This window comes from Mucilaginibacter sp. RCC_168 (assembly GCF_041355315.1).
Lineage (GTDB): Bacteria > Bacteroidota > Bacteroidia > Sphingobacteriales > Sphingobacteriaceae > Mucilaginibacter.
This window is the reverse complement of record NZ_JBFUPN010000014.1, coordinates 58,800-84,458: the sequence shown is the minus strand read 5'-3', so window position 1 is coordinate 84,458 and position 25,659 is coordinate 58,800. Positions and strand designations below refer to the sequence as shown.

At 41.9% G+C, this 25,659-nt stretch carries 23 protein-coding genes; 16 read left to right on the top strand and 7 right to left on the bottom strand.

The features are described 5' to 3' along the window. The 12 genes from AB6735_RS14825 to AB6735_RS14770 all read left to right on the top strand — a co-directional run bounded on the left by AB6735_RS14825 (position 1) and on the right by AB6735_RS14770 (position 8,715). Positions 1–666, top strand: a complete 666-nt coding sequence (locus tag AB6735_RS14825; RefSeq protein ID WP_370996626.1) for a hypothetical protein — start codon at positions 1–3, stop codon at positions 664–666. Next, positions 647–1,444 (top strand): sensor histidine kinase, encoded by a 798-nt coding sequence (locus AB6735_RS14820; RefSeq protein ID WP_370996625.1) that lies wholly within the window; start codon positions 647–649, stop codon positions 1,442–1,444. The genes AB6735_RS14825 and AB6735_RS14820 overlap by 20 nt, the downstream gene beginning before the upstream one ends. A 185-nt stretch (positions 1,445–1,629) precedes the next feature. Next, positions 1,630–2,277, top strand: coding sequence for a response regulator (locus tag AB6735_RS14815; RefSeq protein ID WP_370996624.1), 648 nt, complete (start codon positions 1,630–1,632; stop codon positions 2,275–2,277). Between the two features lie 359 nt (positions 2,278–2,636). Beyond that, the gene (locus tag AB6735_RS14810) at positions 2,637–2,951 is read left to right on the top strand and encodes a hypothetical protein (protein WP_370996623.1); all 315 of its coding nucleotides are present in this window, start codon (positions 2,637–2,639) and stop codon (positions 2,949–2,951) included. A gap of 67 nt (positions 2,952–3,018) precedes the next feature. Further along, positions 3,019–3,570 carry a hypothetical protein gene (locus AB6735_RS14805; protein ID WP_370996622.1) on the top strand — a complete coding sequence of 184 codons (552 nt, stop codon included), beginning with the start codon at positions 3,019–3,021 and terminating at the stop codon, positions 3,568–3,570. 6 nt (positions 3,571–3,576) lie between these two features. After that, positions 3,577–4,398, top strand: coding sequence for a hypothetical protein (locus tag AB6735_RS14800; protein WP_370996621.1), 822 nt, complete (start codon positions 3,577–3,579; stop codon positions 4,396–4,398). After that, positions 4,383–4,802 (top strand): thiol-disulfide oxidoreductase DCC family protein, encoded by a 420-nt coding sequence (locus AB6735_RS14795; protein WP_370996620.1) that lies wholly within the window; start codon positions 4,383–4,385, stop codon positions 4,800–4,802. Before AB6735_RS14800 ends, AB6735_RS14795 begins: the two co-directional genes overlap by 16 nt. Positions 4,803–4,840: 38 nt before the next feature. Next, positions 4,841–5,689 (top strand): hypothetical protein, encoded by an 849-nt coding sequence (locus AB6735_RS14790; protein ID WP_370996619.1) that lies wholly within the window; start codon positions 4,841–4,843, stop codon positions 5,687–5,689. A gap of 142 nt (positions 5,690–5,831) precedes the next feature. Further along, positions 5,832–6,086 (top strand): hypothetical protein, encoded by a 255-nt coding sequence (locus AB6735_RS14785; protein ID WP_370996618.1) that lies wholly within the window; start codon positions 5,832–5,834, stop codon positions 6,084–6,086. Positions 6,087–6,279: 193 nt separating this feature from the next. Beyond that, entirely contained in the window at positions 6,280–7,098 is an 819-nt protein-coding gene (locus AB6735_RS14780; protein ID WP_370996617.1) for a DUF6597 domain-containing transcriptional factor, read from the top strand. A gap of 330 nt (positions 7,099–7,428) precedes the next feature. After that, positions 7,429–7,809 (top strand): DUF4440 domain-containing protein, encoded by a 381-nt coding sequence (locus AB6735_RS14775; protein ID WP_370996616.1) that lies wholly within the window; start codon positions 7,429–7,431, stop codon positions 7,807–7,809. Between the two features lie 132 nt (positions 7,810–7,941). Further along, positions 7,942–8,715 (top strand): isocitrate lyase/phosphoenolpyruvate mutase family protein, encoded by a 774-nt coding sequence (locus tag AB6735_RS14770; RefSeq protein ID WP_370996615.1) that lies wholly within the window; start codon positions 7,942–7,944, stop codon positions 8,713–8,715. A 178-nt stretch (positions 8,716–8,893) separates the two neighbouring features. Here the strand turns inward: AB6735_RS14770 and AB6735_RS14765 are convergent, their stop codons facing one another. Beyond that, positions 8,894–9,490: an RNA polymerase sigma factor gene (locus AB6735_RS14765; protein ID WP_370996614.1), complete on the bottom strand. Its 597-nt coding sequence runs from the start codon at positions 9,488–9,490 to the stop codon at positions 8,894–8,896. 227 nt (positions 9,491–9,717) lie between these two features. Between AB6735_RS14765 and AB6735_RS14760 the strand changes: the two genes are divergently transcribed. The 3 genes from AB6735_RS14760 (at position 9,718) to AB6735_RS14750 (ending at position 15,942) form a co-directional block, all read left to right on the top strand. Next, the gene (locus AB6735_RS14760) at positions 9,718–10,722 is read left to right on the top strand and encodes a FecR family protein (protein ID WP_370996613.1); all 1,005 of its coding nucleotides are present in this window, start codon (positions 9,718–9,720) and stop codon (positions 10,720–10,722) included. A gap of 290 nt (positions 10,723–11,012) precedes the next feature. Continuing rightward, entirely contained in the window at positions 11,013–14,261 is a 3,249-nt protein-coding gene (locus tag AB6735_RS14755) for a SusC/RagA family TonB-linked outer membrane protein (protein WP_370996612.1), read from the top strand. Between the two features lie 10 nt (positions 14,262–14,271). After that, positions 14,272–15,942: a RagB/SusD family nutrient uptake outer membrane protein gene (locus AB6735_RS14750; RefSeq protein ID WP_370996611.1), complete on the top strand. Its 1,671-nt coding sequence runs from the start codon at positions 14,272–14,274 to the stop codon at positions 15,940–15,942. Between the two features lie 66 nt (positions 15,943–16,008). Here the strand turns inward: AB6735_RS14750 and AB6735_RS14745 are convergent, their stop codons facing one another. Continuing rightward, on the bottom strand, positions 16,009–18,435 hold the full coding sequence (locus AB6735_RS14745; protein ID WP_370996610.1) for a TonB-dependent siderophore receptor: 2,427 nt from the start codon (positions 18,433–18,435) through the stop codon (positions 16,009–16,011). Between the two features lie 186 nt (positions 18,436–18,621). Between AB6735_RS14745 and AB6735_RS14740 the strand changes: the two genes are divergently transcribed. After that, positions 18,622–19,608, top strand: a complete 987-nt coding sequence (locus tag AB6735_RS14740; protein WP_370996609.1) for a DUF1080 domain-containing protein — start codon at positions 18,622–18,624, stop codon at positions 19,606–19,608. A gap of 86 nt (positions 19,609–19,694) precedes the next feature. On the opposite strand, the gene AB6735_RS14735 is transcribed toward AB6735_RS14740, so the two are convergent. From AB6735_RS14735 to AB6735_RS14715, 5 genes are all read right to left on the bottom strand, one after another. Next, on the bottom strand, positions 19,695–20,099 hold the full coding sequence (locus AB6735_RS14735) for a DoxX family protein (protein WP_370996608.1): 405 nt from the start codon (positions 20,097–20,099) through the stop codon (positions 19,695–19,697). A gap of 198 nt (positions 20,100–20,297) precedes the next feature. Continuing rightward, positions 20,298–21,830 (bottom strand): glycoside hydrolase, encoded by a 1,533-nt coding sequence (locus AB6735_RS14730; protein WP_370996607.1) that lies wholly within the window; start codon positions 21,828–21,830, stop codon positions 20,298–20,300. Between the two features lie 53 nt (positions 21,831–21,883). Beyond that, the gene (locus AB6735_RS14725; RefSeq protein ID WP_370996606.1) at positions 21,884–23,380 is read right to left on the bottom strand and encodes an RICIN domain-containing protein; all 1,497 of its coding nucleotides are present in this window, start codon (positions 23,378–23,380) and stop codon (positions 21,884–21,886) included. 123 nt (positions 23,381–23,503) lie between these two features. Continuing rightward, positions 23,504–23,884: a hypothetical protein gene (locus tag AB6735_RS14720; protein ID WP_370996605.1), complete on the bottom strand. Its 381-nt coding sequence runs from the start codon at positions 23,882–23,884 to the stop codon at positions 23,504–23,506. 89 nt (positions 23,885–23,973) lie between these two features. Beyond that, positions 23,974–25,656, bottom strand: a complete 1,683-nt coding sequence (locus tag AB6735_RS14715; protein WP_370996604.1) for a RagB/SusD family nutrient uptake outer membrane protein — start codon at positions 25,654–25,656, stop codon at positions 23,974–23,976. Positions 25,657–25,659 lie beyond the last annotated feature (3 nt).

Sequence of the window (25,659 nt, the reverse complement as noted above, 5' to 3'; positions counted from 1 at the left end):
ATGTTTAAAGTATTTCAGCTCGTTATTGATTGGTCAGAAGTTTGGGCGTTATTAATACCTATATCCTTATTACTATTGAAGAAACAGCCGGCTGTACTTAAGCCGGTTGTTTTTTACGTTTGGATAGCGCTTTTTATTAACCTGGCTATAGATCTGACCTGGAAGATCCGGACTATTTTACCTGCTGAGTACAACTCCAATAACTATCTGTACAATCTGCATTCGATCATACGTTTTTTTTTATTCAGCTTGTTTTTTATAAAACTGAATCAAGCATTTTTAACAACCGTAAAAAAAGTTATCCCGGTTTGCTTTTTGGTCTTTGTGATCATCAATTTTACTTTCTACGAAAATTTTTTTGATTACTGGAAGTTGAGCAGCCGCTTATTATCAGTTGAGGCTATTCTGCTGTTGTTTTACACACTACAATATTATTTATTTAAAATAAACGACCATGTAGGTGTTAACATTTTTAACTCCGACTTTTGGATAGTAACCGGTTTGGGTATTTATGTTACTATTAATTTCTTTATATTTCTTTTATACAATGAGTTAACTATACGTATGCAACATTTTGCAATTACTTTGTGGAATGCCCACAACATCTCTTACATTATATTTAACTTGTTTATAGCCAAGGGTTTTTATGAATCAAGGAAGCAATGATATTCGTTTGTTACTGGTAGTTGGGATTGCCGCCATGTTAATGCTTTTTATAAGCCTTTTACTAATTTTTATATTTACGCAACGCAAAAAGCTGCAGTATCAAAATGAGCTGCAAGCCATGCAAAACGCACAGAAAAACCAGCTGATAGAAGCCGCAGTACGGAGCGAGGAAATTGAACGCCACCGCATTGCAGAAGAGCTGCATGATGAGGTGGGAGCTATACTGGGCGCATCAAGCCTGCATTTTAACAGTGTCAGGATAGAAGAACCCGATGAAAGCAATCAAAGCCTTTATCAAAAAGGCAAAGATCTGCTTGATGAGGGGATCAATAAAATCAGGGGCTTATCGCACAGCCTGCATTCCAGTATATTGCAGGAGTTTGGCTTAAATGAGGCCATCAGCCACTTTTGCAGCAAAATATCGCACGAATCTATCATCGAGATCAGCGTAACATTGGATAACAGCTACCCTACCCAGGTAGGGCAAAACGACATCAGTATTTATCGTATTGTGCAGGAGTTTATTCATAATATAACCAAACACGCCAAGGCTACAAAAATATTTGTACGGTCTATTTATTTGAATAAAACATTAATGATAACCATTACGCATAATGGTAAGGGTCTTACCCAGCCCCATTTTGAGGAACTGAGGTTTAAAAAAGACGGCCTGGGTTTAAAGAACATACAAAACCGGATAATTTTACTCAAAGCCGATCTTAAATTTTCGCACCATGCCGGCGGATACGCCATCGATATCTCCGTACCGATTGATTAGGAAATAAACTTTACGATAAATAGTATTTTTTTTTAATCACCGTATAAAAAAGCATTCATGCTATTCATTTTTTAATTAAACAGCCTAAACTATAGTATATACATGGCATATATAGCTTTTGGGAATATTTATTATTTTTTTCATGAAACTTTAATTATTTTTATGGTTTCAACCTAAAATAATAAATGCAAAAAATAAAAGTAGCCATAGCCGATGATTATGCCATATTCAGAGATGGGCTAAAAGTAGGGCTTAACCGGGATAAAAACCTGGAGGTGGTGCTTGAAGCAGATAATGGCGAGGAATTATTGCAGCAGATTGAACTCATACAACCTGATGTTATTTTAATGGACCTGAAAATGCCCATTATGGATGGAATGGAAGCTACCAAAAACATCCGCAAAAAATATGATAACATTAAAATATTGATAGTGACCATGTATGATGAAGCTAAATTCATTATACACTTAATGGAGAATGGAGCTAATGGCTATCTGCTTAAAAATGCCGATCCCAAAGAGATCCGCAAGGCCATTTACTCGGTTCATGAGGATGGCTATTACTTTAATGATATTGTAAATAAAGCCCTGCTCAAAAAGCTGGTTATTAAGGGCAATGTTAAACCCTCATTTAACCAGGACGTTGAATTTTCTGAACGGGAGCTGGATGTTTTGAAAATGATATGTAACGAAAAAACCGCTTCCGAAATAGGCTCCGAGTTGTTTTTAAGTCCTCGTTCTGTTGAGGGCATCAGGCAGCGCATTATTGAAAAGGTTGGCGTACGTAACACCGCCGGTTTGGTAATGTTCGCGGTTAAAAACGGCGTGATATAAACACCTCTTATTATTCCATAATTTTCATCGTAAAATACATTTAGGTGGTTATGTCCCTTTAGCCGCTTTAATTTATCTGCTCTTTTTGTCACATTATCTGCTTGTTATCCCAGTAATTCTATAGTATTTAAGGCCTATTCTCATTTAAAATAAGCTCATAAATTAAAATTTTGCAACTACCTGCAAAACAAGCCATTGCGTACAATTCCTGATACTGCGTGAAAATACCCCATATCACGATTAAGTATTTATACTGTGGCAAAACGTATCGGCTCTCCCGTACTTTATGTTGTGCAATGAAGCTTCAAACAAGGCACATAAATCAAATTTATTTACATCTAATTTAAAAAAACAAGAAAATGGCAAAGTTAAGTTTAACCCATGCAGAATTAGCTGCATTAGACGCGCTGATCGCTGAATTAAAAGGCGATAACAAAACTGTAGAAGCAGAAGTTGGTTCGGCTTTATTTATCGCTGCTATAGCTAAAACAGCTATTGCGGTTACTAAAGTAGCTATTAAAGCAACCCCGGTTGTTGCTGATGTTACTGAAGTAGCTGCCGCCGCTCTTTTAGGCAAAGAAGCCCATGACGAAACCAGCAAAGCACTCCGCACGCATGCAAAAGAAGGCGTGTCGCTGGAGCAGCTGATCGAGCTTCGTAAAAAATTCAATTAATTAAAAACCTATCAGGGAGAGCATCGGCCAATGCTCTCCTTGCTTTAATAACCAAAAAATTAAAATTATGATGGCAAAATTAGATGCAACTGTTGTTTATGAGATCATAGTAACAGTTTTCCTGGCCTTTTGGTTTTTGATAACCATCATTTGCCAGTTTAGAAATAACACTTTATCAAACTTTTTTAAACATAAGGTTGATGTGTTTGGCCTTATCCCGTTGTGGACATTTTTTGCGCCTCATCCCGGTAAAAGAGATTATCACCTTTTGTACCGCGATAAAATAACCGAAGACGATTACAGCGAATGGCAGGAGATGGATATTACTGAGGAGCGCACCTTCTGGTCGTGGTTATGGAACCCCGAAAAGCGCGACAAAAAGATATTATCAGATGTAGTGCAGAGCCTGGTAACTATGATACCTGCTTACCGCAAGGAAGAATTAAGCCTCAACCTGCTCATGTTCTCGATGCCATACATTATTGTACTGCATGCGGTTAGCCAACGCAAAAAACAATCAGAAGATGTTTACCGCCAATTTATGCTGGCCGAAACATCAGGTTATCGAAAAGAAACCGATCCTTCATTGGTATTACTATCCACCTTTCATCAAATATAAACAGCCATGATATCATTTAACAATACCACACAGCTTATACTCCTTATCCTGAGCGTCGGCGTTTTTATATCGGCCATGGAGTATATCAAAAAGATCGAGGTTTTTTCATCCAACGGCCTGTTATCCTGGAACGTGATGCAGCTCAGGTGGAACAAACACGATCAAAAACCATTATTAAAACCGCTTTCTAAATTATTTAATGAGCGCGGACTAGCCACCTTATTTCTTATCCGTTGCTGTCTTCTCATTTCGCTATTGTTTTTCCCAATGCAATCAACCCTGGGCTGGGTATTGTTAAGCTTATTAGGTTTGAGCCTGCTAACCAGTTCGCTGGTTACCTATTACGGCAGCGACGGATCTGACCAGATGACCATGCTCATTATCATCACCCTGGTGATATGTAATCTGCCGGGCTTATCCAGCCCCAGGCTAACCGAGATCGGACTGTGGTTTATTGGCCTGCAAGCTTGTCTGTCATATACCGTAGCAGGTATTGCAAAACTGGTATCATCTGAGTGGCGCGGGGCTACTGCTATTAAAGATGTATTTTCTACAAAAACATACGGATCAAGAAAGGCAACCCTATTTCTTCAAAAATATCCTGCAGCCAATGGCTTCCTTTGCTGGAATGTGATGATCATGGAAACCCTGTTCCCCTTATGCTTATTTTTACCCTGGCCTTATGCCATGGTCTTCCTGATCTGGGGCTTTACATTTCATTTTTTTACCGCCCTTATCATGGGCCTGAACTCCTTTTTCTGGGCGTTTATGGCTACCTATCCTGCGCTTTATTTCATCAACCATCAAATGCCATGGCACCTGTTTTAGATCACAGCAAAGATATTATCCTGTTTGATGGTGTATGCAATTTCTGCAATAGTTACATCAATTATGTAATAGCCCATGATAAGGCAAATAAGTTTGCATTTGCCCCGCTGCAAAGCCGTACAGCTACACGCATGGCAGCCAGGTTTCAGACAGATTTTAAAGCGCTGAACAGCGTGGTGGTTATCCATGGCGATGTAGTATACACCCATTCGGCCGCGGTAATTCATATCATAAAAAATCTGTCTACTATCTGGCTGCCAATGGCTTATTTAGCCTACCTGGTACCGCCTTTTATCAGAAACAGGATCTACACCGCTTTTGCCAATAAACGGTATGTGTTGTTTGGCCAATCAGAAACCTGCATGATACCATCGATACAAGTCAAAAACAAATTTTTAAACTAAAACCACCATCTAAAAAATCTATCAAAACACTTTTAACCATGAAAAATCAAAAATTTGGTGTTATGCCCCCATCCGCACTGGATTATGGGTATTTTGTAAAAGCAGCTTACGACGTTTACAATGTGTTACCCGATGTACTGAGCCCGACACAAGATCAGTACCCGGAGTTTCCAAGCGGTTACCGTTTGCTATTCAACATCCAGATGAGCAATTTCTTTGGGCCGATCTTAAAACCGGTTTATTTCGGATTTGCAGCTATAGACCTATCAAACCCTTCCAGCATTGTTATTGCTATCCGCGGGACCGTAGGCTGGATGGAATGGTGGGACAACCTGCATGCTTATCCTGTGCCATGCCCGTTCGCGCCTAACTCAGGTAATGTTGTGGCCGGATTTTTAGATCTGTATAACAGCTTGCAGGTTCTGGTGCCCGGCGCTTCATCATCAGACAAGGCCATTGCCTTGAGCGAAACCGTGGTTCCGGGTTTGAAAAGCGTATTTAACCTGGATAATTATACCCAGGTAACTGTAGCCGGGCATAGCTTGGGAGCAAGCCTGGCAACTTTATATGGTTTGCACATGGCGGCCACTAACAGCAAACGGTCGGTTGTTATTTATACCTACGCTTCACCATGTACCGGCAATCAGGACTTTGTAAATTATTACAATACCGTTATTTCTGAAAGCTACCGCATCTATAACGAACCCGATGTGGTGCCTAAAATTTTGTTGTGGCTGGGATATAGTGCAGTACCTGTGGGTTTCGAGCTTAATTCTTTGCTTGACCCTAACGTAAAACAATCCATAGGGTGTTACCATTACCTGACCACCTATCTGTATCTGTTAGGTGCACCGGCCAGCATTTTGGGCACCTGCGCAACAACCTAAGCCCTTAATTTCTATTATATATACCTACCCGTGAAAAGCAAAAGCCCGTAATTGGAAACATTTATGGGCTTTGTTATTAACACATAATTCATGATGGCTTAAACATGAGTTTGCAGTATAATGCTATTATTAAAACAAAAAGATGCGCATCTCTTTTCCTAAAAAAATGTTTCAGCATTTTTATACCTGTCCGCTTGATCAGTTAGAGGAAGAGCTATCCCGTGCCTCTATCCGGATGAGGTTGCAGGACAGTCCCAAAACCGATGAAGACCGCACATTGTATCAAAATGAGCTCGACCGTGTGAGCGTGCTCAAATACATCAATCAATTACGCAAAGGGAAACTAACCCGTGAGGATTTTGGCCAGAAGGTAGAATTAGCCGATACCCCGGCATAAAAAATCTAAAACACTTCCGTTTTGTACAATTCCGAAAGCTTTATTCTTTATTTATTTGTGCTGTCTATTTTAAGTTAACTGAATGTAATAAGACATGTATTTAACAGTCAAACAGTTATTTTGCTTAACTTTATAAATAGATTGTTTGGAACAGGTAAATTATTCTTAGGGATACGTTTTAATAGAACAATAGATGATATTTAAAGAATTTGCACCGGGTGAGCGGCTTAAGCCCTATATCAAATGCTTGTATTTTTACGAGTCGGGCTCGGCTGTAAACTATGATGACATTGTATTCCCCAGCGGCAACACAGAAATAATTTTTAACCTGGGACAAGGTCATTGGCAAGCTAAAAAGGATGGCGCTTTTTATACCACCCCTCCGATTGAGCTTTGGGGACAGATCACCAAACCGCTATCCATCAAATCAATAGGCGAAAATACGATGATGGGCGTACGGTTCTACCCACATTCGGCTGCTTATTTTTTTAATGAAAGCGTGGCCGAATTTAACAACGAGGTTGTTGATGCCGCCGATCTGATGGGCGCATCATTAAAAACCCTGCATACCCGCCTGTTGGACTCCAATGACCTGGATAAAAGAATAGCCTTGATTGAAGAATATTTATGGAGCAGGCTGGTGCTGTTTGAAAAGAACCACCGCAAGATCAACTTCATTGGCCAGATTGTGCATAGCCTGTATAGTAACAACTCAGGCAACGAAAAAGTAGAAGCTATCTCGGTTCGTAACAATATATCGACACGCTACCTCAATATGTTGTTTTCGCAATATACCGGGCTCCCTCCCAAATTGTTTTGTAAAATAAACCGCTTTCAGCACAGCCTGAACCTGGTGAATACCAACGGGCAAAACCTAACCAACATTGCCTATGAATCTGGTTATTTTGACCAATCGCATTTTATCAGGGAGTTTAAGTCATTTACCGGGATAACACCCAATTCTTTTACTACCCAGGCATCTCCCATTAACCAGGTACTGGCTGGTAATTAATATTCCTTTGCTATTTGACAGTCGAGCTTCCCGCCCAACAGGAGAAAGCTATTGATATGGGTGTGAAAGCAAACAAGTGTGTAAACCTCTTCCTCAACTCTTTCCTCGAGTAATATTCTATCCGATGACGTGGGCTGTCACCCTGAGCCCCGTCGAAGGGTCGAGCGTAGAGGCCTGCCCGCCATCTCTCGACGGAGTGCCATGACACCCCTTTTTGGATAGCTGCCTCTTCAAGTATTATTCTAAAAAATCAATCAATCACTGCCGATTTGTACAATTTTCCGAGATCAAGGCGGTATAATTTTGTATCAACAAATAAAATCAACGAAAATGAAATCAGCAAAAACACCAGAAGAGGTACACGCCACATTAGCAAACGCCTTTAACACCGGAGATGTAAACACCGTATTGAGTATGTATGATGTTACCGGCATTATTGTTCCTGAACCAGGTAAACCTGTTTCCGGAAAAGAAAACTTTGAAGAAGCCATCAAAGGCATATTATCCATCAAAGGAAAAATGGATATTAAAACCGTTTACTGCATTCAAACCGGTGATATGGCTTTGGGCCGGTCTGAATGGAGCATTACGGATAATGACGAGGTTAAAATAAGCGCCAAAGGAATTGAGGTAATGAAACAACAGAGTGATGGCAGCTGGAAAGTTTTGTTCGACCACGCTTTTGGCGCAGAAACAAATCTTGTCGCCTAATACCAGGAAAACAACAGAAAGGGCTGGCAAATCTGCCGGCCCTTTCTGTTTTAATAAGCCAACACTTCCGTTTTGTACAATTTCCGGATAGCTAACTACACTAATTTTGTATCAACAATAATAAATAAGATCATGAACAATAAATTTGAAGAGTTTTTTGCCTTACACCAGCAAGCAGAACCTTTATTAATAGGCAATGCCTGGAATGTGCAAAGCGCCAAAGTATTCGAGCAGAAAAGTTTTAAAGCTATAGCCACATCCAGCCTTTCGGTAGCAGAAACCTTGGGTTATGAGGACGGGCAGGATATGAATCTGGAGGACTACCTGTTTGTAGTTAAACGTGTAGCCGCTTCGGTATCCATACCGTTTTCTGTCGACCTTGAAGGCGGTTATGGTGATACACCTGAACAGATAGCCGGTAACATTATCCGGTTATACAATTTGGGTGTATCAGGTATCAACATAGAGGATTCAGTTGTAGCTAATGGACAAAGAAGTATTGAAAACGCCGGGATCTTTGCAGAAAAACTCAGGCGTATATGTCAACTCTTAGATGCAGAAAGTATAAAGATATTTATCAATGTGCGCTCCGATTCATTTCTGTTGGGTTTACCCAATGCTTTGGAAGACGCGCTTACCCGGATAAACCTATATCAAAATACGGGCGTACATGGCTTATTTTTCCCTTGCGTAAGCCAGATACCCGATATGCAAAAGCTTACCCAAAGCTCAAAACTTCCTATCAATGTAATGTGCGTACCCGGTTTGCCCAATTTTAAGGAGTTACAAGATGCTGGCATAAAAAGAATTAGCATAGGGCCCTTTTTGAACAAAGCGATATACCAAAAAATGGGAACCACAATTGATCAAATGGTTGAAGAGGGCAGTTTTGATAGTCTTTTTTAAATTACAACATCCTTATCATACTGTCAGGTGATCTTCGGCATGCGTACGAAGATCACCAAATACAGTAATTAAACCATACTTGATAAAAGTGGGTTATATGGTTTACAAAAATATGGCAAATTTATATAAACTCGACTTATCCGCTCATTTAAGCGTCAAAGCGTGCTGTTATTGACGCCTAATTCATATAATATATCGACAGGCACAAGAGCATAAAATAACCCACATCCGATTGTGCAAACTGCCCTTTCAGATTTTTAAGGGCGGCAACCAGGTGGTTTTTTACCGTATTCCGGGATAGCTGCAGGCGTTCTGCAATCTGTTCATAGGAAAGTCCCTCTTCCCTGCTCATCCTAAAAACCAATTGCTGCTGCGGAGGCAGATTATTTAATGCCGATGCCGCAAATTCCTGTAAACTGTTTAAAATGATCTGTTCCTCAGCTTCATTATGTAACTCGGTTATGGATGCCCACAAACGTTCCAGCCCTTCTTTGGAAGCAGCTGTTTTTTTCATGGAATTAAGCGTTAACCGCCTGCCAATGGTGAACAGATAGGGTCCTATCGGGTATTCTTCTTTTAGTTTTTCGCGATTGATCCAAAGATTTAAAAACGACTCCTGTACCATCTCTTCACTCTGTTCCTTATTCTTTAAAAACCGGTAAGTAAAATTATAAAGCCGTTTACCATAGATATCATACAATTCGCGAAAAGCTGCCTGATCTGAGTTCTTCAGACGGCTTACATAGTTCGCGGCAGGGGTCTCTAATAGCTTCACAAAATCGGGTTGATGGGTCAACGATAAATCAAATCTAAAAAATATTAGCAATAAACAATATATAATAAAAATGCCTTTTTTACCTAATGTAAAACGTTTTTCCTTTACGCTATGAATTTAGGTATAGCCACCATAAATAAAAAAATATTTTTTTGAAACTGCACTAGCCCTAAAACAAATTCAGGTTGTATTACACCATATATTACTCTCAGACATTAGCCAATACCATGAACACGGAAAGCATTAATAATCTGCTTAAACAATACATCAATAACACCATCACTAAAAGTGACCTGGAACGGCTGATGCATTATATTTCTCAGGCTTCGGCCGATGAGGAGCTTTCCCGTTTAATGAAAGAGCAATGGGAATTGGATGCAAATAGTTATCCATTTGACCATCTGCAAAACGAGCTGCTCTATCAAAAAATAATAACTGACCCAAGATTTGGCGGCAGCGAAACTGCGGGCTCTAAATCTGTTTTCCCGTTCAGGCGGTTTATCTCTGTTGCTGCCGGTTTATTGCTTTTTTTAGGGATGGGTTTTATCGCCTATCAGTATTTAAAAACACCCGCCCCGCAACCAGAGATCGCTTACGAAGAAAAAATAGTGCCCTTTGGTCAAAAGATACAGATGCAACTGACTGATGGTACCGTTGTTTGGATCAACTCAGGCAGTAAGTTAAAGTTTCCGGAAAAATTTACCGGGACAAAAAGAGAACTGTACCTGCAAGGTGAAGCCTATTTTGATGTAGCTCATGACGCTTCAAGGCCCTTTATTATTCATACAGGTAAAGTGGCCACACAAGTACTGGGGACCGCGTTTAACATTAAAGCTTATGGATCAAATGAATTTGATGTAACGGTGGCCCGTGGTAAAGTAAGCGTTGGGCTTATAGATCAGCAATTGGGCATACTCACAGCCGAGCAGGGCTTGAGTTATAACAGCATCAGCAAGCTATCAAAAAGATACCCGGTAACGCTTGCCAAATTAAGATGGATGTATGGCGATCTCATTTTTGACAATATGAAGATGGCAGACGCAGCAGAAACCCTGGAAAGATGGTATGACATTAAAATAACACTGACCGATCCGCAGATCCGGTCGCGCAGGTTCAGTGCCTCATTCTTAAAGCATGAACATATTGGCCAGGTACTCAATGTACTAAGTGAAATAGCGCATTTTAGCTATAAGCAACAGGGCAAAAATTTTATTATCCAAAAGCAACAATGATCAATAATTAAATAATACCCATTAACCTAAATAGCAGAAAAGCATGAAAAAAACCTAACTCCCATCAAGTCATCTTCCATCGATGGCACATCTTTATTTAAAAAAACCGCTGTGGCGCCAACCACAACGGCTTTTAGTTGATAGCAGAGCTGATATCTCTGCTTATCTGATTGAGTTTAAACAAGTTTGTGAACCGCTTAAATCAAAGTAAAATTATGAAATTTTTACTGTTAAAATTTTTTTCTCCTCCCCAAAGGGATTCTTTATCAATTTCAATTCTCTTAAGTGTCATGAGGTATACCACCGTAACCTTAACCGTTTTGACTTTTTGCTGCAGCACACTGCTGGCCGGCGAAATAAAAGGACAAACCATCAGAGATGTTAACATTAGCCTGGGCGTTAACAATAACAACCTGGAGTATGCGGTAAAGCAAATTGAAAAACAAACAGATTTTCGGTTTGCCTTTAAGCGCAGCGAAATGAAGGACTATAAGCACATCATACTACCCAAAGCCACTCGTACGGTAGAAGAAACGCTTTTGCTATTACTTAGCCGTACCGGCCTGATGTACAAACAATGGAATAACTATATCTTATTGGTACCTAAACCGGCACCGGTCAGTAAACTACCAGGAGCCAAGGCTCCGGTAGTGGCCGATGATATTACCGTAAAAGGTAAAGTGACCGACAAGACCACCGGCGAACCATTGATTGGTGTATCCATACGCGTAAAAGGCAGCACTTTGGGCATTGTGACCGACGTGAGCGGCTCCTATAGCATTTTGGCACCCGATAACGGTATATTGATAATATCATACATCGGCTATCAAACTACGGAGGTTCATGTCAATAAAAACCGCCAGCTCAATATAGCGTTGCAACCCGCAGCCAATAACCTGAATGAGGTGGTAGTAGTAGGCTACGGCTCGCAAAAGAAAGGTGAGATCACATCGGCCACCGGCCATGCCGATAGTGCCGATTTCAGACAAAGCGGCTCACGCAATGCGCTCGACCTGATACAGGGTAAAATTGCCGGCTTACAGATCACCCGTACCGGCGGCTCAAACCCTAACTCAGGTGTAGCCATACAGCTGCGGGGTGTGATAACTGTATCTGGTGATTCGGGTCCGCTGATCGTAATTGACGGGATACCTGGCGGCAACCTTGATCTTTTGCAACAGGATGATATAGAATCTATCGACGTATTGAAAGACGGATCGGGCGCAGCCATTTACGGCACCAGCGCTAATGCCGGTGTAATTTTGGTAACCACTAAAAAAGGTAAGGCAGGGCCGCCGCAGTACGCTTATTCAAATTATTTCCGAAGAGAGTACCTCTCTAAACGGCCCGACTTTTTAACCGCGGCCGAGTTTAGGGATAAGATCAAATCGGGCCAGTTGGATGCTACTGACTATGGTCATACTTCCGACTTTTTTAATGATCTGGTACATAAAGACAACCTGTCGCAAAACCATAACTTTTCATTAATGGGCGGAACCGACAAAACCAGCTACCGTGCCAGTATCAATTACCGTAACCTGGAGGGCTTTGCCAAGCAAAACGACCGTCGTGAGTACACCCTTCGTCTAAACGTTAATCAAAAAGGATTAAAAGATCGTTTAACCACACAAATAAACCTGGTTACCAACTTTAACAATGCCAATTTATTAGGCGGCGGCGGTTGGGAAGATCAGCTCAGCAAAAACCCTACACTATCTAACTACAACCCCGATGGCAGCTTTTATTTTGAAAACACCAGTACCAACCAGCTTGCCCGCTTAATGCAGGAAACCAATAAACGTAAACAGCAAACTACAGCGGCCGATGCCAAGATGGATCTGCAAATTATTGAGGGCCTAAAAGCGTCAATTTTTGGCTCGGTACAGCGCGACAGTTACATTGACGGCATTTACCGCGATCTGAAAAGCGAGTTTTCCATTGAAAACGATGTTTATAAAAACGGAGGTTACGCGGAAAGATCAACTGCTTTAAGTCAGAATTTTGCCGTTGAGCCAACCATCCAGTATAACCGTACGTTTGCACAGAAGCATACCGTTACCGCGATATTCGGTTATAGCTACCGCTACAATGTTTACGAAGGATTTAATGCCAATAACTATGGTTTTGTGAACGATATTTTTGAAGAAAATAATCTTGGCGCAGGCAATCAGCTATCTGCAGGTAAAGCAGGAATGGGAAGCTATAAGAACGACGATAAACTGATTGCCTTTTTTGGCAGGGTAAACTACTCTTTTGATGATAAATACCTGGCCCAGTTTATATTGCGTAAAGAAGGTTCATCCAGGTTTGGGGCCAACCATAAATGGGGCTACTTTCCGGCGGCTTCAGCGGGCTGGGCAGTTACCCGCGAGGATTTCATGAAGAATGTAAACTTCATTAATTACCTTAAATTAAGAGTGGGCTACGGTATTACAGGTAATTCGGGCTTTAGTAATTACGCCTCGCTGGTTACACTTGGTACAGGTGGTATCTACCGTTTCCCGGATGGCGAATATCGACAAACTTATGGCCCTGACCGTAATCCTAACCCCGATTTGCGTTATGAGAAAAAGAAAGAGCTGAACATCGGTGCCGACTTTACCATTTTCAATAATCGTATTACAGGTGCCATTGATGTATATAATCGTAAAACACAGGATCTATTAGACTATTATGTTACTCCTCAGCCACCTTTTATCCGCGATAGAATTTACGCTAATGTTGGTACCATCTCAGCTAAAGGTATTGAGCTTTCAGTAAGTTTTGCGGCTATAAAAAACAAAAACTTTAAATGGAACATGGATGTGACCGGTAGTACTACCAAAAATACGCTGGATACCTACTCTAATTCCATTTACAAACAGGAGTATAAAACCTTTGGTGATATAGGCGGGTTCGGTGCTTTGGGCGATGCCATCCGCACTTATGAAGGTAGTCCTGTGGGCGAATTTTGGGGTAAGCGTTTTGCAGGCTTTGATGCCGATGGTAAATGGTTGTTTTACAAACGCGATGGCTCAAAGGTTCATAACGACCAGATCAATAACTCTTTTGACCGCAATGTTACCGATTATGCACCTATTGGTAATGCCATACCGAAGTATTATGCCTCATGGACAAATACTTTTAACTACAAGGGCTTTGACTTGCGGGTGTTTTTAAGAGGCAAGTTTGATTACGACATCCTCAACACCACGGCTATCTCATACGGCAATAAAGTAGCCACCACTAATCTATTAAGAACAGCGTTTAACAAATATGCGCAGATCGATGATACCTATATGTATTCTGATTACTACCTGGAAAGCGGATCATTTGTAAAACTTGATGAAGTAACGTTTGGCTATACCTTTAAGTTAAAAACCAATTATATACGTAATCTGAGGGTGTATGTATCCGGGCAAAACCTGGCCACCATGACTAAATATACCGGTAACGACCCCGATTTTATTTCCGATACTGGCTTAGGGCCCGGTATTGATGGCCGCGGCCCATACCCAAGCACCCGTACTTTTTTACTTGGATTAAATGTTGGTTTCTAATCTGTTGAACATGAAAAAATTAAATCATCTGATAAAATACAGTTTGTTGATCACTGTATTAATATGCGGGAATGCTTGTACCAAGCTTGATGAAAAAGCTTATGACACCCTGCTCACAAATAATTTCTATAACAATAGAAACGAGGTACTTTCGGCTGTTTTGCGCCCGTATACACATGCCAACGCCTGGGTTACACCATCCGGGCAGGATGGCTGGTGGCGACCAAGCGAACTTTCGGCCGATCAGCTGGCCTGGCCTACCAAAGGCCGCCACGGCGAAGATGGCGGCAAATGGAAAAGGCTGCATTATCATACCTGGACCAATGATGAAGGCGGCATCAACAATGCCTGGTCACTCATGTATTGGGGCATGGGTTTATGTAATGATCCTATCGAAAACATCACTAAACTTGACCTGAACCGAATGGGGATCACCCAAACAGAAAAGGACGCTTATATTGCTGAGTTGAAACTGTTGCGGGCCTTCCATTACTTAAAACTGATGGACCTGTTTGGCAACATACCTATTGTAACACAGGTAGGGATACCTGCAAAGCCCCCTACCGTGGCGCGTAAAGATGTTTTTGCCTTTATAGAAAAAGAGATCAAAGATAATATTGATAAAGCTCCTAAACTCTCTCGTGATATGCTTGGCAGGATGACACAGGCGGGCGGGTACGCTATGCTGGTGGAGTTATACCTCAATGCCGAAAAATGGTCGGGTACTCCCAGGTGGGATGATTGTATAGCTGCAGCCAACAAATTGATCAATGGCGAAGCCGGTGGACAGAACGGAGCCATGGCGCTTGACCTGAATATCAACGATCAGTTTAAACCCACTAACGATCTGTCAAAAGAGGTGATATTCTCTATTAGCTATGAGTTTCAGAAAGCAAACTTTCAACCATCATGGACAGGGGAGTTCTATCATTTCCAGCAACAGTTTATCTACGGTGGCAGCCGCAACGGTAACGATGGGGTAGTTTTGATACCAGGTGTATATACCACATTTGATGATAAGGACCTTCGGAAAACAGGCTGGTTACTACAAGGCCCTATGATCCGTTTTGACAATCATCAACCGGTAATAGCCACAGGCGGTAACGAATATGATGGGCAGCAATTAGTATTTGTTGATAATATCCGCAAAAACAAAGTTGCCGCACAAAACGGTACTGACCCTAATGCTCTGCCTTCTACCATGAGCGAAGGCGAGGAAAACAGCGGTGTACGTTTTAACAAATATAAGCTGGGTAACCAGGTGGCGGGTTTTGGCGGCATAGCGCCTGATCCTAACTATAATAATACCGACTGGAACATTTACCGCCTAACCTGGATATATTTTGCCAAAGCCGAAGCTATTATGCGTAAAAATGGGGGTACAGCCACAGCCGAGGCGGTACAACTCATCAATGATTGTAAAAAAAGGGCTTATAGCGATGCCGACTGGGCAGCTGTAGCTTATACCCCTGCAACCTTAACCCTGAATGAACTGCTGGCTGAAAGAGGCCGGGAGTTTATTTTTGAAGGTTTCCGCAGGGATGACCTGATCCGTTTCGGCAAGTTCAGCTCTGCAAGCTGGTGGGATCATCAGCCCAGCAATGCAAATAAAGAACTGTTCCCTATACCACAACAACAAAGGGCGCTTAATTCAGCTCTGACACAAAACCCGGGTTATTAATAGTTCCCCAATAAAAAAAGCGCGATCGGTAATTGATCGCGCTTTTTTTATTAAAACACTTTTTCCTTAAAACTTATAAGCAAAGCTCAAAGCAAAACTTCTTTGCGCTTGCGGGCTTATTGACCAATAGCCTATATAATACTGTTTATTAGTTAGGTTATTGAGGTTAAACGTGATCCTGTAATTATCAGCTACATAAAACAGGCTGGAGTTAATCAATACATAACCAGGCAGGTAAAGTATACCCGTTGCACTATTATCTATTGATTTTTGTTCACTCGCATAATTACCGCCAAGCCCAAAACCAAAATTCTTTAAATTACCCCTGGTAAACTTGTAGGTTGCCCATAAATTTGCCAGGTCTGGTGCACCTTGCCCTCCTGGGGTTCTCCCCGGTTCGTTATAAAAATCATCAGCATCGCCTTTTAATATTTTGATAGAATTATGGCTGTAACCAGCGAGAAGGTTTAAACCGGGTGCCGGGTTGGCGTTCATATCTAACTCAAAACCTGTACTTCTTACCGTACCGCCCTGCAGATAAGCATTCTGATTATTCGGATCGATGTATACCCTATCAGAGACCCTGATATTGTAGTATGACGCGGTAATATTTAACTTATCTGAAAGCAAATTAGTTTTCACACCAGCTTCCCATTGGTTAGCATGCTCTGGCTTAAATGATTCTATGCCAGGGATATTCCCGTCTTTATCATAAACAGAACGCGGATCTACATTAATAAAAGCGTTCATATAGTTGGCGAATATCGAAACCTTGTCCATAACCGGCTGGTAAACCAATCCAAATTTTGGCGAAAAGAATGTTTGGTTATAGTTAGTAGTCTTATCGCCGCCAGCGCTATTGGATACATAATGATCAACCCTTAAACTCGCCATAGCAGCCAAGGCCGGCGTAAAGTTAATTACATCAGAAATATAGGCGCTATAGGCGCTATTGGTAACGTTATTTCTATTCCCTCTTTTAGTTGCCAAAACATTATCAACTAAAGCTTGAGACAAGTATACCGGCGGTATAGTATCGTGAGTTCCCGGAACCGGGTATGCAATTTCACCGCTTTGTGGAGTTACGTGCCTTATAACAGCATACCCAGTCCCGTTATTAATGGCATTACGGCTAAAATAATCTAAGCCGATCAATAAACGGTTTCGCATATTCCCGATCTTGAAATCGCCGTTAAAATTTTGCTGCACATCGGTTGTACTGGTTGTTTGCTGATCTCTGTGAATCGTTTGCCCAAAATACTGATCCGTTGGGACTCCATCCTCATAAATATAACTATAGTAACCGTTTGATTTTACCGTTGAGCGCGAAAGTACCGTTTGTGATGTCCATTGGTTGGATATTTTATACAGCATTTGCGCCTGTAAATTAAACCGGGGGTTCTTCATGGTCAGATCATTGCTTATGAATGATTCATTGTAATTCAGGTTCAGGTCCTTCACAGTTTTAAAGGGCAGGGGGTTATACCTGTCCGATGGATAGAACAATGGAGCCACCGCTCTTTCTTCCTGCATTATCTCTGTTAAGATGTGAAACGAAAGCTTATCATTCACCTCATAAGTTAAAGCAGGCGCTATAAAAAAAGATTTCTGAAAGCCTGCGTTCTGAAAGCTGTTCTGATCGGTGTATGCGGCGTTTACCCTCAATGCTACTTTTTCGGTTTTGCTTAGGGGCGTGTTAACATCAGCCGTAACCCGGTTTAACCCAAAACTCCCTACGTTATAGGTTATCTCTCCACCTGTTTTAAAATAGGGTTTTTTAGTGATGGTATTGATCATACCGCCATAACTTAGGTAAGCCCCACCAAACAAAGTACCAGACGGGCCTTTGAGCACCTGTATTTCTTCCACATCAGCCAGATCAACAGTGCCGGTAGCTAAACCAGGTAACCCGTTAACAAGTAATGGCTGGGCTTCAAAACCGCGGATCGCGAAATAAGTACCCCCATCTCCGCCCCTGCCGGTTGATGACCATGTTTTGGTAACTCCGGGTATATTACGCAGCGCATCATCATATGCTGTAATGCCTTGTTGTTTGATAATTTCTGACGAAACTGAATTATAAACCTGTGGGTTCTCCAGGTTTTTCAAGGGCATTTTTGCTACAATTGAGTTTACCTTATTTGATTTTTTTGTCGAAATTATAACCTCTTGTAATTGGGTAGAATTTTCTTTAAGTATAAAGTTAACAACCAGAGACTCACCTGACCGTGTCTCTATGGTTTGTTCCCTTTTCTCGAGTCCGATAAAAGACGCTACCAGCGTGTGCGGTCCCGGTGTTACCCGTTTAAGCTGGTAATGCCCGTTTTCATCGGTTAAAGTGACCTTGTTAGTGCCTTTGATGGCAATACTCACCAGACCGGCGGGTTTTCCGTCGGCTGTTTTTACAGAGCCGGCGATGGTTGCTGTTTGTGCTAATAAGGGGATGGATGGTAGCAGGAACAGAAGTAAGCAATAAGTAATTTTTTTTATCATAGTTGGTGTTTTGATATGTCGCAAAAGTATCGTTTAAATTGCTCTCAAACAACATTGTTTAAACCCGTTCTAAACAAGATTTTTCATTCATTTTGAGGGAGATGCACATCTGATTCACCAATCTACAGCGATTGATATTTTTAATAAATTAAACAAGTATTGATGGTTAGTTTGTAATTTAGGATTATGAAAAACTCACCAGTTATAAGCTACAAGGGCATTTCCCGTTTTATCCGGGTACAAGTTATTTTGTCATTGCTTCTTTTTTCAGTAATCAGGGTGTCGGCGCTTTCCTTTGAAAAAGCTGCTGATGCAGCTGTCATCGGGCGATGGGACATCACGATAGACAAGGCAGGAAAAAGCCTACCGTCATGGTTGGAGGTGCAAAAATCGGGCACCCACATCCTCATTGGCCGTTTTACGTATGCTTTTGGAAGCGCAAGGCCTATTTCGGAAATTAAACTACATGATGGTAAATACAGCTTTTCTATTCCTCCCCAATGGGAAGAGGGCAACCGGAATATGGACTTTGAGTTTGAGCTTAAAGGTGAAGAATTAGTGGGCACCATGGTATATACTGATGGGGTAACCTATCATTTCACCGGAGTACGGGCGCCATCGCTGATAAGAGCCAAAGACCCTGTTTGGGGCACCCCAGTTAAATTGTTCAACGGAAAAGATACTAAAGGCTGGCATGCCGATGGCAAAAATCAGTGGACTGTAGAGTCGGGCATTTTGAGGAGCCTGCATTCTGGGGCTAACCTGATCACCGATAAAACTTTTACCGATTTTAAATTACATATTGAATTCAGGTATCAAAAAGGAAGCAACAGCGGGATTTACCTGAGGGGCAGATACGAAGTGCAGATCATGGATGTGAAAAGCGGTGAACCGGAACCCATCAATAACCAGTTCAGCGCTATTTATGGCTTTCTGCCTCCCAACAAAATGATGGCGAAGGATGCAGGACAGTGGCAATCATACGATATTACACTGGTAGGCCGTTTGGTTACTATAGTAGCCAATGGCACTATGGTGATATGCCGACAGGAGATACCTGGAATTACAGGCGGGGCTTTCAACAGTAAAGAAGGCGAACCTGGACCTATTTTAATTCAGGGGGATCACGGGCCTATCGATTATAGAAACATTGTGATCACACCTGCTAAATAAAGTATTTAACAACCAAAAACAAAAAATGCCTGAGCACCAACTCAGGCATTTTTGTTTAAAAGTGATATTCGCCTTGAGCAGAGTTATTAATTCATGGCGTAGTTAGCCGGTTTAAAGTATGTGGCAGGATATACTTTCCGGAACATGGTATAAGTTACCGTTACCATAATAAACGCGATAATGGCATCAACGGTACTTGCCAGCCCCAGCACACTTACCTTAGAGGCAAAGGCGAAGATGATATCAAAGTAAACACCCGCGAACACCCACTCTTTTAAGCGGAGTAGTTTACCGGGTATTAAAAGAACCGCTATGCCCAATAGCTTGGCAACACCCAGCACATAAATAAAATGCGGCGGGTAACCCAATTTCAAAGTTATATCCCAAACGAATTTGTTTACGGTAATTTCGCAAAATCCGCTTGCACCAAACCATAAAGAGGTAAGCGCGGTTCCTATCCAATAGATTGTTTTTGTTGTTTTCGGTGTCATGATTTGTTGTTTTTAATTCTTTTGTTGCTTCAAAAATGGGCTTTACATACTGAATAACAGAGTAGGTTTAAAGTGAACCAGACAAAACGCACAACGAAAAAGACATTTCGATTATTAAATAGTTATTCAACTAACAACAAAACCCTGTACCAATAGCAGGTACAGGGTTTTGTTGTTTATAGAAGTAGACTAAGTAGCTTATTTGATAAACCCCGTAAGGGTAATAACTGAACGCGACGGGATAGTTATTTTTGAACCATCTATTTTCCCTGCCTTAAGTTCGTTCGTTTGTGAGGTTAAATAGGAATTGGCAAACTGAACTTTAGCTTTACCAGTATTGAACCTGGCAACCACATTGTTGGTATTAGGATTGATGATGACCAGGACTGTATTTTTTCCATCTTTAAAGGCCGAAACAAGCAGAGGTTTACTCGCGGTGGATGAAACTGTTGTGTTAACTCTTACCGCACCTTGCCTAATAAACCTGCTATAGTTACCCATGGCCCAAAGCATTTTGCTGGTATAAAAGTTGCCGTCGACTTTATTTTTATCTATGTAAATAAGGCCATCCTTATAATCATAGGCCGAAATGGCTGTCCACCATTGCCATGCCGAAGCATTTGCTACGGTAAGATCGGTATGGATCACTGAAGCTAAATACAGGGCCGCATCTATACCAAGGTCGCGTTTGTTACCATCCATCTCTCCCGCATTATCGCCCAAAATGCAATACTCGGATTGCCAGTAGTTAAGACCTTTAATGGCCGCTACATTATTAGCCAGTACCTCACGTGCTTTTACAGCTGCGGCCATGGGCGAGGTGGTAAAATAACTATGCGCGGCTATAGTTTTACTTACCTCTTGCAAATCGCCAATATAATTTGCTGATGCAGGTTTAAAAAAATCATTTATTTGATTACCCTTTCCCGGCTTATCACCTGGGGTAAATAAGTAATTGATACTCCCGGCTTCGCCTACAAGAATCTTTGAACCGACCTTTTTAGCGCCAAACGCTTTACTAATGGATCTTATTACACCTACAATTTCCGTATTATTATAAGGGCATCCCTCCTGCCCGCCATCACTCCAATCCCATTGTGGTTCGTTGATAGGACTTATATAATCAAATTTAACTTTGCTCACCTGCTCCACCCCTTTCACAACTTTTGCCAGGTATGTGGCAAAGGCGTCATATTTATCGGCCGCGATATTTACTTTACCACCGCTGGCGTATGCCTTTTTGTTTATGGTAAACTGCACAGGCGGACTATTAGTAAAACCTAAAAACTGTTTTACGCCACGTTTTTTTGCTGCTTTTAAAAACCAAACCTGTCCGGCCTGATTTTGCCAATTGTAAGTACCATCTGTGTTTAAAAATGATTCGGCACGGCGCCACTCGTCTTTAATCCCACTTTGATCTGCTTGTTGAGCGCTGCCAGCCCCTATATTAAACCGCCATAATGATAAACCTATTCCTTTGGGCGAACCATCGGTATAAGTATCAGCGCTAAAAAGCAGATCGGCAATTTTATTTCGCTTATCATCGGGCCAGTTGCCCACAAACTGGCATGACCATGCATCAGACGCGCCAAAATTGCTGACGGTTTGGTATGTTTTCGAAAAATCAATATAGATAGTCGCTTCCTTACTTTGACCAATGGCTAAAGAGATATTAAATGCTAAGGCAATACCTGCCAGGAAGATCTTTTTTGTTGTAGATATCAGTATCATTATTATTCAGATCAACAATAAAGCAGGACCGTCCGATCCTGCTTTATTGTAATTTATTGTTGTACGATTTGCCATTGCTGGTTGTTACCCCCGCCCCATGACCATTGGATAATGCCCGCGCCATTAGCGGTTGAGGCACCATTAACATCAAGCGCTAAACCACTATTACGGTTGATGGCTTTGTATATACCATCGCTGGTTGCGGTAAGCTGCCATTGTTGGTTATTACCACCATTCCAGGGCCATTGTATAATACCGGCGCCATTAGCTGTTGAACTCATATTCACGTCGAGCGCCTGACCGCTGTTGCGATTGGTTATTTTATAATAGCCACCGCCGTTATCAGCAATTTGCCATTGCTGATTGTTACCGCCATTTTGCGGCCATTGTATAATACCGGCGCCATTTGCCGTTGAACCGCCGTTAACATCAAGTGCCTGTCCGCTGTTGAGGTTCAGGAGCCTATAGTAGGCCCCGCTATAAAAAGTATCGGTACCACCGGCACCAACACCCCACGCGTATTTTAACCGGCTTAGGCCTGATGCATTGGTGGTAGTAACGGTTGGGCTGGCGGAGTTGCCACCCAATTGTTGTATTGCATAACCATCTCCGGTACGTATTCCTGGCCAGTAAACAGCGCCCAAACCTAATGCTCTCATCACGTTAGTTAGCCCTTGTATGTAAGCTATATCTGCACTACCGCCAATGGCGCCGGTGTAATTTATGCCGCTGTTCATGGTATTGCCAAACTCCGTAAATACAGCACGATTTGCATAGCTCCCGATATTGCCTTTCACCCTATTTTCCCATTGTGCCGCTGTTGTAAGCCCCCCGCTGCTAAAAAAGGTGTAATCGTGGATAGATAAGAGGCAGTTAGTAAAGCGGCTGTCGGCACCTACACCTGTGAGGTCCTGTGCGTATGATGTTCCATCGATAAGTATTTGCCCTTGTGGTACCGATGGATAATTACTTAACCATTGTGCGCAAATGGTAGTCCAGTCAGACAGAGAATAGCCATGCGGTTCGTTAAATATCTCGAAGTATACATGTGAGTTGCTGCCATATTTGGTAACAATAGTTTGCCACATAGACCAAAACTCTGTGGTGTTATCAATCTTACCATCTTCGGATGATTTGCCTTCCCAGTAACCCAGTATCACATTCATTCCTTTGCTTAGCGCCTTATCAATAACGCCGGTATAAGAGCTCCACCAGGCTTGTGAAACGGTGGAGTAATTTACGGGCAAGCGAACAGTATTTGCCCCAGTATTGGTTTGGATGCCACTTAATACGGCATCAGCCTTGGCTGATACGGTGGTATAGCTATCAGTGGAGTTTAAACCACTCAATACCAGTATACTATCGCTGAAATTATCACCATCGGCGGCCCAGTTAACACCTTTGAGTGCACTTGCCGGTGTAGAGGCCACTTTGATAGTTTTTGTTTTCACTTCGTCGGGGGCTCCTGATTGCTTGGTTGCGATAACATCCTTTTTACACCCTGCCATCAAACAACATCCCGCTAATAATAAAATGCTTAGGTTTTTCATAATTTGGTATAGGTTAGAATTGGTTAAAAAAAAGGGGAAGCAAACATGTTCCTTCCCCTTATAGCATTACAATCAACAGTCGTGTTTCGTTGTAAACAACCAACGAAAGCACAAGGCTTACTATTAATTAGTAATACCTACTGTAAGGTTGTTCTGTGCGTTTATAGTATAAACGGCCCCGTGGCCATTAGCGTTGTTGATGAATGTTGGGGTGCTTCCGCCACCATCTAAACGATAATTGTATGTGCCAGGGCCGGTAGTATAAATACCCACGGTATATTGGCCTGGAGTTATTGGACCATAGCTGCCACTGGTACCGGCAGCTACAGTAATAGTATGGGTAGTAGGACCGCTCAATTCTATAGTACACGTGTATGCTGTAGTATTATAGTAATTGACCCCAATAGTGAACGGACGGCCAGCGACATGCTTTTCAATTGTCATAGACTGAGAAAAGAAAAACGAAGAAAAACACAGAAAGAGAACGAACATTTTTGTTTTCATAATTGTATGGTTTTAAATTGGTTTAACATGCGGTTTAAAATGAGGCTCCACACTAAGGAGCCCCCTCTATTAATACGGTATTGGGATTGCTAATTTGTATAGCCCGGATTTTGCTTTAACTGTCCGTTTGATGCCTGTATCTCGGCTAAAGGTATTGGCAGCCAATAATGCTGCGAATGAAAAGCACGGCCTGTTAGCGCTATTTTTTGTGCATAACTATAGCCGGAAGGGCTGGCGGCATTGATACCTACCGCAATACCATAAGCCGGTACATTTTCGGTTTGGTCTGCAATTTTCCATCTGCGCACATCGTAAAAACGGTGTTCTTCAAAAGCAAGCTCAATCCTTCTTTCATTTCTAATGGCGATACGCATATCATCTTGAGATAACCCTGACAGTATTGGCATGTTTACAGATGCACGCTGCCTGATGGTATTAATAGCCTGGTAAACGCTCGCATCAGGCCCTGCTACTTCATTTTGAGCCTCCGCATAGTTAAGCAGAATTTCTGCATACCTGAAATAGATCCACGGCTGTGCACCGGTCTGGTTTGAACCAGTAACCGGGTAATTATCATCCGCAAACTTTCTTAAATAATAACCTGTTTTACTCGCGTTTTGAGGGTTAGGCCCCTGGTTACTATCTTTACCACCGGGCAAAAAGACATCGACAGTGCTGTTTCTGTATGGTGCACGATTATAAAGAATAGTTGCATAGAACCGTGGATCACGGTTGACGTATGGGTTTTGTGAATCGTAGCCCGACGCTGGATCAGTGATGGCTTTACCATTACTCATTTGATAGGCATCCACTATATTTTGCAGCGGTACATTCCCGCCATAGCCACCATAACTGTTAGGTCCATTATCTGTCTCTATAGGTAGGTGGGCAGCGGTAACCGGATAAAATAATCTTTCAAATATAATTTCGTTATTATTTTCAGGTGTCACAAACAATTGTCTATAACCGCCCTGGAATAAACTGTATTTGCCAAGATCCATCACTGCTTTGGCAGCCGCGGCGGCTGCCTGCCAGGTTCCGGCGTTATACAAAGGGCTCGCGGCATATAGTAGCAATCTTGATTTTAATGCCAGCGCAGCTCCTTTTGTTGCCCTGCCTAAAGCCCATGTTGAGCCATTATCCACCGGAAGCTTTGAGGCAGCGTCATCCAATTGAGAACTGGCATAAGCAATAGACTCAGTGATACTAGCACGATTGAAAAGGCTTGGGTCCTGCAAGTTATCTGTTAGTTCAGTCACCTTATCGCCCATTAATACGATGCCTCCATAGTTACGAATGAGATCCTGATACCTGAACGCCCTGATAAATTCAATCTCACCAATTAACCGGTTTTTATGCCCAGCGCTTAAAGGTAAGCTATTGATTACGCTTAAGGCATAATTGCACTCACGGATACCACGGTAACTGCGCCCCCAAAGAGTCCCTGCATCACCGAGATTGTTTGGGGCTAAATGCCCTTGCTGGATCACCCAGGTATTGTCATCGTTGTTGTATATAGATTCGTCTGTTAATGAACTCCAGAATGCCCATTGAAACCCTCTGCCAAAACCCGTATTGTCATCTTCTTTATCCTGTAATTTAACACCGATATACCTGTTGATAACATAAGCTTCAAAAAGTGTGGTATCGGATAAAATAGTGGCGTTACTTATTTTGTCGGTAGACGTTAACGATAGGAAATCTTTTTTACAGGATGTCATGAATATAACGCAAAGCGCCAGGCAGCCTGTTATATATTTTATACTTTTCATAAT

What these genes read in the sequence shown, in the direction of transcription:
- AB6735_RS14815 (WP_370996624.1), top strand. Translation starts at nt 1,630, where the DNA reads ATGCAAAAAATAAAAGTAGCCATAGCCGATGATTATGCCATATTCAGA.
- AB6735_RS14730 (WP_370996607.1), bottom strand. Translation starts at nt 21,830, where the DNA reads ATGATACTGATATCTACAACAAAAAAGATCTTCCTGGCAGGTATTGCC.
- AB6735_RS14740 (WP_370996609.1), top strand. Translation starts at nt 18,622, where the DNA reads ATGAAAAACTCACCAGTTATAAGCTACAAGGGCATTTCCCGTTTTATC.
- AB6735_RS14790 (WP_370996619.1), top strand. Translation starts at nt 4,841, where the DNA reads ATGAAAAATCAAAAATTTGGTGTTATGCCCCCATCCGCACTGGATTAT.
- AB6735_RS14775 (WP_370996616.1), top strand. Translation starts at nt 7,429, where the DNA reads ATGAAATCAGCAAAAACACCAGAAGAGGTACACGCCACATTAGCAAAC.
- AB6735_RS14760 (WP_370996613.1), top strand. Translation starts at nt 9,718, where the DNA reads ATGAACACGGAAAGCATTAATAATCTGCTTAAACAATACATCAATAAC.
- AB6735_RS14805 (WP_370996622.1), top strand. Translation starts at nt 3,019, where the DNA reads ATGATGGCAAAATTAGATGCAACTGTTGTTTATGAGATCATAGTAACA.
- AB6735_RS14725 (WP_370996606.1), bottom strand. Translation starts at nt 23,380, where the DNA reads ATGAAAAACCTAAGCATTTTATTATTAGCGGGATGTTGTTTGATGGCA.
- AB6735_RS14770 (WP_370996615.1), top strand. Translation starts at nt 7,942, where the DNA reads ATGAACAATAAATTTGAAGAGTTTTTTGCCTTACACCAGCAAGCAGAA.
- AB6735_RS14795 (WP_370996620.1), top strand. Translation starts at nt 4,383, where the DNA reads ATGGCACCTGTTTTAGATCACAGCAAAGATATTATCCTGTTTGATGGT.
- AB6735_RS14810 (WP_370996623.1), top strand. Translation starts at nt 2,637, where the DNA reads ATGGCAAAGTTAAGTTTAACCCATGCAGAATTAGCTGCATTAGACGCG.
- AB6735_RS14780 (WP_370996617.1), top strand. Translation starts at nt 6,280, where the DNA reads ATGATATTTAAAGAATTTGCACCGGGTGAGCGGCTTAAGCCCTATATC.
- AB6735_RS14715 (WP_370996604.1), bottom strand. Translation starts at nt 25,656, where the DNA reads ATGAAAAGTATAAAATATATAACAGGCTGCCTGGCGCTTTGCGTTATA.
- AB6735_RS14785 (WP_370996618.1), top strand. Translation starts at nt 5,832, where the DNA reads ATGCGCATCTCTTTTCCTAAAAAAATGTTTCAGCATTTTTATACCTGT.
- AB6735_RS14825 (WP_370996626.1), top strand. Translation starts at nt 1, where the DNA reads ATGTTTAAAGTATTTCAGCTCGTTATTGATTGGTCAGAAGTTTGGGCG.
- AB6735_RS14750 (WP_370996611.1), top strand. Translation starts at nt 14,272, where the DNA reads ATGAAAAAATTAAATCATCTGATAAAATACAGTTTGTTGATCACTGTA.
- AB6735_RS14735 (WP_370996608.1), bottom strand. Translation starts at nt 20,099, where the DNA reads ATGACACCGAAAACAACAAAAACAATCTATTGGATAGGAACCGCGCTT.
- AB6735_RS14800 (WP_370996621.1), top strand. Translation starts at nt 3,577, where the DNA reads ATGATATCATTTAACAATACCACACAGCTTATACTCCTTATCCTGAGC.
- AB6735_RS14820 (WP_370996625.1), top strand. Translation starts at nt 647, where the DNA reads ATGAATCAAGGAAGCAATGATATTCGTTTGTTACTGGTAGTTGGGATT.
- AB6735_RS14755 (WP_370996612.1), top strand. Translation starts at nt 11,013, where the DNA reads ATGAGGTATACCACCGTAACCTTAACCGTTTTGACTTTTTGCTGCAGC.
- AB6735_RS14720 (WP_370996605.1), bottom strand. Translation starts at nt 23,884, where the DNA reads ATGAAAACAAAAATGTTCGTTCTCTTTCTGTGTTTTTCTTCGTTTTTC.
- AB6735_RS14745 (WP_370996610.1), bottom strand. Translation starts at nt 18,435, where the DNA reads ATGATAAAAAAAATTACTTATTGCTTACTTCTGTTCCTGCTACCATCC.